This window comes from Pseudomonas edaphica (genome assembly GCF_005863185.1).
GTDB lineage: Bacteria > Pseudomonadota > Gammaproteobacteria > Pseudomonadales > Pseudomonadaceae > Aquipseudomonas > Aquipseudomonas edaphica.
The window spans coordinates 1-9444 of record NZ_VBVZ01000217.1 but is presented as its reverse complement, the minus strand read 5'-3'; the positions used below and the strand labels follow the sequence as shown (position 1 = coordinate 9444).

The 9444-nt window shown below is 60.4% G+C and carries 8 protein-coding genes; 6 read left to right on the top strand and 2 right to left on the bottom strand.

All coding sequences use genetic code 11. From position 1 onward, the window contains the following. Nucleotides 1-57: 57 nt before the first annotated feature. Entirely contained in the window at nt 58-585 is a 528-nt protein-coding gene (locus FEM54_RS15850) for a helix-turn-helix domain-containing protein (RefSeq protein WP_058421756.1), read from the bottom strand. 106 nt (nt 586-691) lie between these two features. Here FEM54_RS15850 and FEM54_RS15845 point away from each other — a divergent pair, with 106 nt between their 5' ends. The 6 genes from FEM54_RS15845 to FEM54_RS15820 all read left to right on the top strand — a co-directional run bounded on the left by FEM54_RS15845 (nt 692) and on the right by FEM54_RS15820 (nt 7969). Further along, on the top strand, nt 692-1474 hold the full coding sequence (locus FEM54_RS15845; protein WP_017137275.1) for an aldolase: 783 nt from the start codon (nt 692-694) through the stop codon (nt 1472-1474). Nucleotides 1475-1501: 27 nt separating this feature from the next. Continuing rightward, nucleotides 1502-2374: a dihydrodipicolinate synthase family protein gene (locus FEM54_RS15840; RefSeq protein WP_138451829.1), complete on the top strand. Its 873-nt coding sequence runs from the start codon at nt 1502-1504 to the stop codon at nt 2372-2374. Nucleotides 2375-2538: 164 nt separating this feature from the next. Next, on the top strand, nt 2539-3078 hold the full coding sequence (locus tag FEM54_RS15835) for an RNA polymerase sigma factor (RefSeq protein ID WP_017137273.1): 540 nt from the start codon (nt 2539-2541) through the stop codon (nt 3076-3078). Continuing rightward, nucleotides 3075-4043, top strand: coding sequence for a FecR family protein (locus tag FEM54_RS15830; protein WP_138451827.1), 969 nt, complete (start codon nt 3075-3077; stop codon nt 4041-4043). Before FEM54_RS15835 ends, FEM54_RS15830 begins: the two co-directional genes overlap by 4 nt. A 128-nt stretch (nt 4044-4171) precedes the next feature. Beyond that, nucleotides 4172-6730 carry a TonB-dependent receptor gene (locus tag FEM54_RS15825; protein WP_138451825.1) on the top strand — a complete coding sequence of 853 codons (2559 nt, stop codon included), beginning with the start codon at nt 4172-4174 and terminating at the stop codon, nt 6728-6730. Between the two features lie 285 nt (nt 6731-7015). Continuing rightward, a complete protein-coding gene (locus FEM54_RS15820; protein ID WP_017137270.1) occupies nt 7016-7969 on the top strand; it encodes a DMT family transporter in 954 nt (317 codons plus the stop codon). A 39-nt stretch (nt 7970-8008) separates the two neighbouring features. Here FEM54_RS15820 and FEM54_RS15815 read toward each other — a convergent pair whose 3' ends face one another. Continuing rightward, a complete protein-coding gene (locus FEM54_RS15815) occupies nt 8009-9226 on the bottom strand; it encodes a class I SAM-dependent methyltransferase (RefSeq protein ID WP_138451823.1) in 1218 nt (405 codons plus the stop codon). Nucleotides 9227-9444: the final 218 nt, after the last annotated feature.

Genomic DNA, 9444 nt, shown 5'->3' with positions numbered 1-9444 from the left:
CCGCAATCGCAGGCAAGCCAGCTCCCACAGTGACTGTGTTCCAACCTGGGAACACGGTCACTCGTCGCTGCTGTGCACCACCACCAGCAACTGCGCCTGCACCTGCCCCACCGAGCGAATTCGGTGAGGTTTCTGTGCATTGAAGTGCAGCGCGTCGCCCCGCTCCAGAATCACCCGTTCATTCATGAAGTCCACTTCCACCTGGCCTTCGTGCACAAACAAAAACTCCTCGCCCAGATGCTCCTTGAAGGTCTTGTCGGTGAATTCTGCCGGCGGGTAAATGATGAACGGCAGCAGGCTGCGCTCGCTGACCTGATGGGCCAACACGGCATAACCCGGCGCGGTGTCCGGACGTTCGTGGCTGCGCACCAGGCTGTAGCTGTCGAGGCTGACGTTGTCTTCGCTGAACAGTTCTTCGACCTTCACGTTCAACGCCTTGGCCAGTTTCAGCGCGGCAGCAATCGACGGTGTGTTGAGCCCACGCTCGACCTTGGACAGATAACTCTTGGTCATCCCGGACTTTTCGGCCAGGGATTCCAGGGTTACGCCAAGTTTTTTTCTCAATAGTTTCAAACGGATAGACATGTGCTGCGGTTAATCCCTGCAGAAAAGGCAGAATCACGCTTGCCAATGACACAAAGTGTCATATAGCATCTTTAGTGTCATTTGCTCTAACCCAAAGGACACCGATATGGCCAAGACATTAGCACTTCCCAAAGACCAACTGGTCAAGCAAGCACTGATCCAGATGCAAAACAGCCTGGCGGATAATACGTGGACCGACCGGCAAAAGCTGGCGCTCACTTGCCGCATCCTGTTCGAACACGGACACGACTCCGGCCTGGCCGGGCAGATCACCGCACGTGGACCAACGCCTGGCACCTATTACACTCAGCAACTGGGCCTGGGTTTCGATGAAATCACCGCCAGCAATCTGTTACTGGTCAACGAAGACCTTGAAGTACTCGAGGGGCATGGCATTCCCAACCCGGCCAACCGTTTTCACACCTGGGTCTACCGTGGGCGGCCGGATGTGAACTGCATCATCCATACGCACCCCACGCATATTGCCGCGCTGTCGATGCTCGAAGTGCCGCTGCAGGTGTCGCATATGGACCTGTGCCCGCTGTACGAAGATTGCGCCTTCCTGGAAGCCTGGCCGGGCGTGCCGGTGGGCAATGAAGAAGGCGAAATCATCACAGCAGCTTTGGGCGACAAGCGCGCAATTCTGCTCTCGCACCACGGTCAGCTGTCCACCGGCGCAAGCATCGAGGAAGCCTGCGTGATCGCGCAGTTGATCGAACGGGCGGCCAAGTTGCAGTTGCTGGCAATGTCGGCGGGCACTATCAAGCCGATCCTGCCGGAACTGGGTCGCGAGGCCCATGACTGGATCTCCAAGCCCAAGCGCCATGGCGCCGCATTCAACTACTACGCCCGGCAGAACCTGCGCAAACACGCCGATTGCCTGAACTGATTGCCCTTTTTCAAGCGGAGACCTCCCATGTCCAACCCCACTATTCACGGCATCATCGGCTACACCATCACCCCGTTCAGCGCCGACGGCCAGCGCATTGACCTCGACGCACTCGGCCGCTCCATCGACCGTCTGATCGACAGCGGCGTACACGCCATCGCGCCTTTGGGCAGTACCGGTGAAGGCGCGTATTTGAGCGATGCGGAGTGGGATGAGGTCAGCGCCTACAGCCTTGCGAAAATCGCCAGGCGCGTACCCACTGTTGTCAGCGTGTCTGACTTGACCACCGCCAAGGCCGTGCGTCGCGCCCGTTATGCCGAAGCCAATGGCGCCGATGTGGTGATGGTGCTGCCGGCCTCATACTGGAAACTCAGCGAAGCGGAAATCCTCGCCCACTACGCTGCGATTGGCGACAGCATCGGCGTGCCGATCATGCTTTACAACAACCCGGCCACCAGCGGCACGGACATGTCGGTGGACTTGATCCTGCGCATCGTCAAGCAGGTGGCGAACGTGACCATGGTCAAGGAAAGCACCGGCGATATTCAGCGCATGCACCAGTTGCGCCGCCACGGCGACGTGCCGTTTTACAACGGCTGCAACCCGCTGGCGCTGGAAGCCTTCGCGGCGGGTGCCAAGGGGTGGTGCACGGCCGCGCCGAACCTGATCCCGCAGCTGAACCTGGAGTTGTATGACGCGGTGCTGGCCAATGACCTGACACTGGCGCGGGAGCTGTTCTATCGCCAGTTGCCGTTGCTGGAGTTCATCCTCAAAGGCGGGTTGCCGGCGACGATCAAGGCCGGGTTGCGGCTGACCGGCCTGGAGGCGGGCGATCCACGCTTGCCGGTGTTCCCGTTGGGTGAGGCAGGCATCGAACAGCTCAAAGCATTACTGCGCTAAAACCGCGGCCTCCTGTGGGAGCTGGCTTGTCGAATCGTCGCTATCGCAGGCAAGCCAGCTCCCACATTTTTGAACCCATGAACCCGTTACATAGAGACAAATGACAATAGTTCTCGATATCATTCGCGACTTATCTACGTCGTGCTTCCTCAAGAAGGATATCCATGTCTCGTCCCAAGCCCGACCCGTTGTCGGCCGATGCCTTTCGCGGGTTTTATGCAGATATCCTGCATTTCCTGCGCAAGCGCACGGACAACGCCAACGACGCGGCGGACATGACCCAGGATGTCTTCACCCAGTGGCTGGACTACCGCGACCGCGCCAAGGTCGAGCAGCCACGGGCGTTTCTGTTCCAAATGGCGCGCAACCTGTTGCGCGATCACTGGCGTAAACAGAAGGTACGCCAAAGCGCTCACTCCGACCCGGCCGACGCTGACACGGAGCCGGTCACCGACGCACAAAACGACCCCATGGCCGCCGCGCAGCGCCTGCAACGCCTGGAACAGTTGAAAGAAGTCCTTGCCGAACTCTCGCCCCGCAGGCGAGAAGCCCTTATGCTGCACCGCTTCGAAGGCTTGAGCCAGGCGCAGATCGCCGAGCGCATGGGTATTTCGACCAGCATGGTAGAAAAGCACATCGCTTTTGCCCTGCTGCATTGCAAGCGACGCCTTCAACCAGAACCCGGCACGGAGCAGCCAGAATGAACCGCCTGAGCGACATCGACGCCCTGGATATCGAGGCGAGCGACTCCATCGATGCCCAAGCCGCCAGCTGGTTTGCCCGCAACCGCAATGGCGCAGCACGGGCCGAGCGCAAAGCCTTTGCCGCCTGGCAGGCAACGCCCGCCCACGCCCGTGCCTATGCCGAGTTCGAACAACTGTGGGACGACCTCGCCCAACTGCAGCAACTGAACAAACCCGTGCCACTGCCCCCGCGCAAACCTTCGATAGTGCGCCCTGCCCTGGCCGTGGCCGCCGCACTGGTCTGCGCCGTGCTGACGACGAATATCGGTGCGCCCCGCGCGCTGTTCCACAGCCAGATTGCCGGGCACGCCAAAGGCATGCGCACCCTCGCCTTGCCCGACGGCAGCACGCTGTATGTGAATGCCAACACCCACCTGCGCGTGGACTTCAACGCGCATCAACGCATCCTGCACCTGGACAAGGGCCAGGTCTTTATCGAAGTTGCCGCCGACAAAGAGCGCCCGCTCTACGTGCAAGCCGGCGAGGCGAACGTGCGGGTGGTTGGCACCGGGTTTGACGTGCGACGCAGCCAGCAACAACTGGTGGTCAGCGTCGCCCACGGCCAGGTCGCCTTCGAGCCGGACGCCAAAAGCCCGGTGGCGTTGCTCGGCGCCCAGCAACGTGCCACGTACAGCTACGCCAAGGGCACCGTGCAGCAACAGACACTCACCACCGAAGAAGTGGCCGACTGGCGCAGTGGGCACCTGTCGTTTCGCAATCGGGAGTTGGCCAGCCTGATCGATGAACTGAGCCTCTACCGGCCTCAAGCGCCCTTGCAGGTCAACAAAGCCGTGGCGCAACTGAAGGTCTCGGGCAATCTGGATGTGAATGACCCGGATGCCCTGCTCAGCGCCCTGCCCGCCCTGCTGCCGGTTAAAACCGTGGCCTCGGCCGATGGCATTGTCCGCATCGAACCGCTCAAGTAAAGCCTGCAAAAACCACACTTGAGAATATTTTGCATTCGCATGTGTGGTTTTTTGCAGCTGCCCCGTCTTCCTCCCGACTGTGTTGGATACGCACACCTTTTGGCTATTTAGCCACCCCGGGGGATTTCATGTTTCGCGCGCCTTGCCACGCTCCGCACCTGTTTCTTCGACCGACCCTTATTGCCACCTGCATGGCCTTGAGCCTCAACGCCCAGGCCGAGTCGCTTAGGCTGCAACTGCCTGCCCAATCGCTGGCCACGTCCCTGAGCTTTGTCGCGCAGCAGGCGAAAATCCAGCTGTTGTTCGATGAGACACTGCTCAAACATGTGCAGGCGCCGGCGCTCAACGGTGAATTCAGCCCGGAAGTGGCGATTCGCAGCTTGCTGAAAAACGGCGAGTTCACCCTGATCAAAGTCGGCAACACCTACGTGGTGCGCCCCGACGAGGGCAAGACCACCCACAGCGGCGCCATCCAGCTGGATGCCCTCAGCGTGATCGGCACCGGTAACGAAGTCGACTCCAGCACCGTCAACCGCTCGACCATGACCCAGGCCGACATTGACCGCTACCAATCCAACAACATCCCCAGCCTGTTGCAGACCTTGCCCGGCGTGAGCCAGGGCGGCTCACTGAAACCTGGTGGCCAGACCATCAATATTCGAGGTTTCGGCGATGCCGAAGACGTGCCGATGACCGTCGACGGCGCCACCAAAACCGGCTTTGAGCGCTACCAGCAAGGCACCGTATTTATCGAGCCGGAGCTGATCAAGAGCATCGAGGTCGAGAAAGGCCCCAACTCGCCGTTCACCGGCAACGGCGGTTTTGGCGGTACGGTCAACATGACCACCAAGGACGCCCCGGACCTGCTGCAAGACGGTCGCAACAGCGGCGCGATGCTCAAATACGGTTACTCCAGCAACGACCACGAACAGATCTACAGCAGTGCCGTGTACGGCCGCACCGACGACGGGCGTTTTGACGCGCTGGCCTACCTGACCCAGCGCGACGGCGGCGACATGAAGGTGGCCGCCAAACTGCCCAACGACAACAACGAATACCCGGTCAACCCTCAGCGCCTGCCCAACAGTGCCCAGGATGTGGACGGCAAACTGTTCAAGGTCAACGCCCACTTCACCGAGGAGCACAGCGTTGGCCTCTCTTACTCGCGCTCCCACAGCAACCGCTGGACACCATTCTCCGCCGCCAGCTACCCGACGCCGCCGACCCAGGCCAACATCGACCGCTACGGTTACGAAAACGCGCTGAAGCGTTTTTTAGCCCAGCGTGACACCACTGACACCACCTGGTCAGGCAAGTACGAATACACGCCGGTGAATAACCCGCTGATCGACCTGACCGTCAAATATTCCCAGTCCAATACCGACCAGACCGACGAACGCGACGCCACCGCGTTTTTCCAACTGGCCACCGGCGGGCGCAAGATGGACACCGCCTACACCGACAAGAACCTCGACATCCGCAACGTCAGCCTGTTTGACACCGGCCCCTTGCAGCATGCGGTGACCGTCGGCGGGCAAATCCGCAAGCACATCCGCGAAACCGAAATGTGGATGCCCGGCACCACCTACAACACCGCGCGCTACAACTACGGGCACTTCCAGCCGGGTTTCATGCCCCACGGCAAGGTCGACACCAACAGTTTCTTTGTCCAGGACGCAGTCACCGTGGGCGACGTGACCATCACCCCGTCGCTGCGCTACGACCATGTGCGCAACCGTGGCGAAGGCAATGACGCGCCGTACTACAACAACCCGAATCCGTCCTTCGGCCACGATTACAGCGACCGCACTTACACCGGCTGGTCGCCGCGCCTGGCGCTGTTCTGGAACGTCACGCCGAACCTGGGGCTGTTCGCCAACTGGAGCAAGACTTGGCGGGCGCCGGTGATCGACGAGCAATATGAAGTGCAAGGCCTGGGCAGCCGCACCGCCACCAGCGTCGACCTCGACCCGGAGCGCATCACCTCGATCACGTTGGGCGGCGTCACCAGCTTCGACCACCTGATCGCCCAGAACGACAACCTGCAAGTGCGCGCCACACTGTTCCACAACAAAGTCGAAGACGAAATCTTCAAGGCCACTGGCGTTGGTTGCCAAAACCAGGCCATCAACGGCGGCACCATTGCCAACGCTTGCCCGCCTGGGGCGATGTCCAACTACCGCAACATCGGCGGCCTGACCATCAAGGGTTTTGAGCTGGAGTCTTTCTACAACTCCACCTACCTGTTCGGCTCGGTGTCGTTCGCCTACGCCAAGGGTGAACACGAAGGCGCCTACACCAACCCGTGGGGGCCGGATGTACCGGCACGTGACATTCCACCGACCAAATGGGTGCTGGTAGTGGGCACCAACATCCCGGCCTGGGATGCCCAGGTGGGCTGGATGGGCCAGTTCATTGGCGCGACCGATCGCTTGCCGAGTGACAAATATTCCGGCGGCCCGGGCAGCAGTTTGGGCGACCTGTTCTACGACCAGTACGGCAACAAGGCCTACAACACCCAAGGCCTGTTCGCCAAATGGAAACCGCAACAGGCCTACCTCAAAGGCACCGAGGTGAACTTCACCGTGGACAACCTGTTCAACAACAACTTCCGCCCGGCCTTGAGCGGTGATCGTGCCTACACCAAGGGCCGCGATGCGAAGGTCAGCATTACGCGGTTCTTCTAAAGACCAGGGTGACGCCATCGCAGGCAAGCCAGCTCCCACAGAAGATCTCGGTCAACCAGGCAATAGAGATCAACCCCAGGCAAGCCAGCTCCCACAGGAGATCTCGGTCCGCCAGACAATAGAGATCCAATGTGGGAGCCGGGCTTGCCCGCGATGGCGGCGGCACTGCCTACAGAGCGATTGAAACTGTACGGATAAATCTGCGACCAGCTGTAGGCCCTTAATCAGCGAGGGTTGTGGCTAGATGGGCTTCCCTTGAAGCCCTCCAGATTCTGGTCCCCACTCATGAGCTCGCGCGAAAACACCGGCATGGCCCTCGGCCTGCTGGGCGTCGTCATCTTCAGCCTGACTTTGCCCTTCACCCGTATCGTGGTGCAGGAAATCCACCCCTTGCTCAATGGCCTCGGGCGCGCCTTGTTCGCGGCGATCCCGGCAGCAGCGCTGTTGTTGTGGCGACGCGAGCGCTGGCCAACCTGGCGCCAGGTGCGCGGACTGTGCCTGGTGATTGCCGGGGTGATCCTGGGTTTCCCGGTGTTGTCGGCCTGGGCCATGCAAACCTTGCCGGCGTCCCATGGCGCGCTGGTCAACGGTTTGCAACCGCTGTGCGTGGCACTGTATGCGGCGTGGCTGTCACATGAACGCCCGTCAAAAGCCTTCTGGGCCTGCGCAGCGCTGGGCAGTGCGTTGGTGCTAAGTTATGCGTTGATCACCGGCGCGGGCAGTATCCAGGCCGGCGATTTGCTGATGCTCGGCGCGATTGCCGTGGGCGGCCTGGGGTATGCCGAAGGCGGCCGGTTGGCCAAGGAAATGGGCGGCTGGCAGGTGATCTGCTGGGCGCTGGTGCTGTCGACGCCAGTATTGATCGGCCCGGTGTGGTACTTGGCGGCGCAGCATCAAGGCGCGATTTCCATGCGCACCTGGTGGGCGTTTGGGTATGTATCGCTGTTCTCGCAGTTTTTGGGGTTCTTCGCCTGGTACGCCGGGCTGGCCATGGGCGGCATTGCGCGGGTCAGCCAGATTCAGCTGCTGCAGATATTCTTTACCATCGCGTTTTCGGCGTTGTTCTTTGGTGAACATATCGAGCCGATTACCTGGGTGTTTGCGTGTGGCGTGATCATTACGGTGATGCTCGGGCGCAAGACGGCGGTGCAGCCTGCACCGGCTTGTGTGGGAGCTGGCTTGTCGAATCGTCGCACCGCTGCGATGCAGACACCTCGGTCTATCAGCAAACCCAGGTGATGCCATCGCAGGCAAGCCAGCTCCCACAGGAGACCGCATTCAGTTCAAGAAGCCATCCGCGCGCAGCAGGGTTTCCAGGCAGTGTTCGCTGATGTGGTAGAACGCCTTCAGCTCCTGGATTTTTTCCAACAGTTGCGCATTGTCCACAGGCTCGGTGCGCTTGACCGCCAGAATCATCTTGTTCTTGTTGGTGTGTTCCAGCGAGATGAACTCGAACACCTTGGTCTCGTAGCCACAGGCTTCCAGGAACAACGCACGCAAGCTGTCGGTGACCATTTCCGCTTGCTGGCCCAGGTGCAGGCCGTACTGCAGCATCGGCTTGAGCAGCACCGGGCTCTGGATCTGCAGGCGGATCTGTTTGTGGCAGCACGGCGAGCACATGATGATCGACGCACCGGAACGGATGCCGGTGTGGATCGCGTAGTCGGTGGCGATATCGCAGGCATGCAGGGCGATCATCACCTCCAGTTCGCTGGGCGCCACACTGCGCACATCACCACACTTGAACACCAGCCCCGGATGCTCCAGGCGTGCGGCGGCGGTGTTGCACAGGGTTACCATGTCTTCACGCAATTCCACACCCGTCACTTCGCCCTCGGCCTTGAGGGTGTTGCGCAGGTAATCGTGAATGGCGAACGTCAGGTAGCCCTTGCCCGAACCGAAATCCGCCACGCGCACCGGCTGGTCAAGCTTCAACGGCGATGAGGTCAGCGCATGGCTGAACACTTCGATGAACTTGTTGATCTGCTTCCATTTGCGCGACATCGATGGGATCAGCGCCTGCTTGGCGTCGGTGACGCCCAGGTCCGCGAGGAAGGGTCGGCTCAAGTCGAGGAAGCGGTTTTTCTCGCGGTTATGCTCAGCCGAAGGCGCCTCGCGCAATTGCTGCGGCTTGCTTTTGAACAGCGAGCTTTTGTTCTTTTTGCTGTATTCCAGCTGGGCTTCGTCGGTCAGCGATAACAGGTGCGCATTCTTGAACGACGCCGGCAGCAGCGCGGCAATTGCCGCCACGCCTTCGGCCAGCGGGAAGTTCTTGGTAATGTCGCGGGTCTTGTAGCGATAAACAAAGGACAGGCACGCCTGCTCCTTGACCACGACCTGCTTGATGATCAGCCGCTGCAACTCGGCTTCTTCGCCGACGTACTTGGCCAGCACCAGCTTGATAAACGCGTTCTGCGCGAGGCTTGCGCTCAGCAGTTCGATGAACTGGGCGTGATGATCCGGCGCAGGGCTGGTAGGTTGAGCGGTGACAGACATGAACAAAAACGCCTCGGGCAAAGAATGCCGGGCATTTTAGGGGGGATGAAGGTTTAGGGCACGGGGTTATTTGATCAACGGTCGCTCAGCCGCCGCAAATCAAATGCGGGAACCACTTTTCTCTGGAAACTGACTTATGTGGAGGGCTGGCTTGTGTGGGAGCTGGCTTGCCTGCGATGCAGACACCTCGGTCCATCAGAAAACCCAGGTGATGCCAT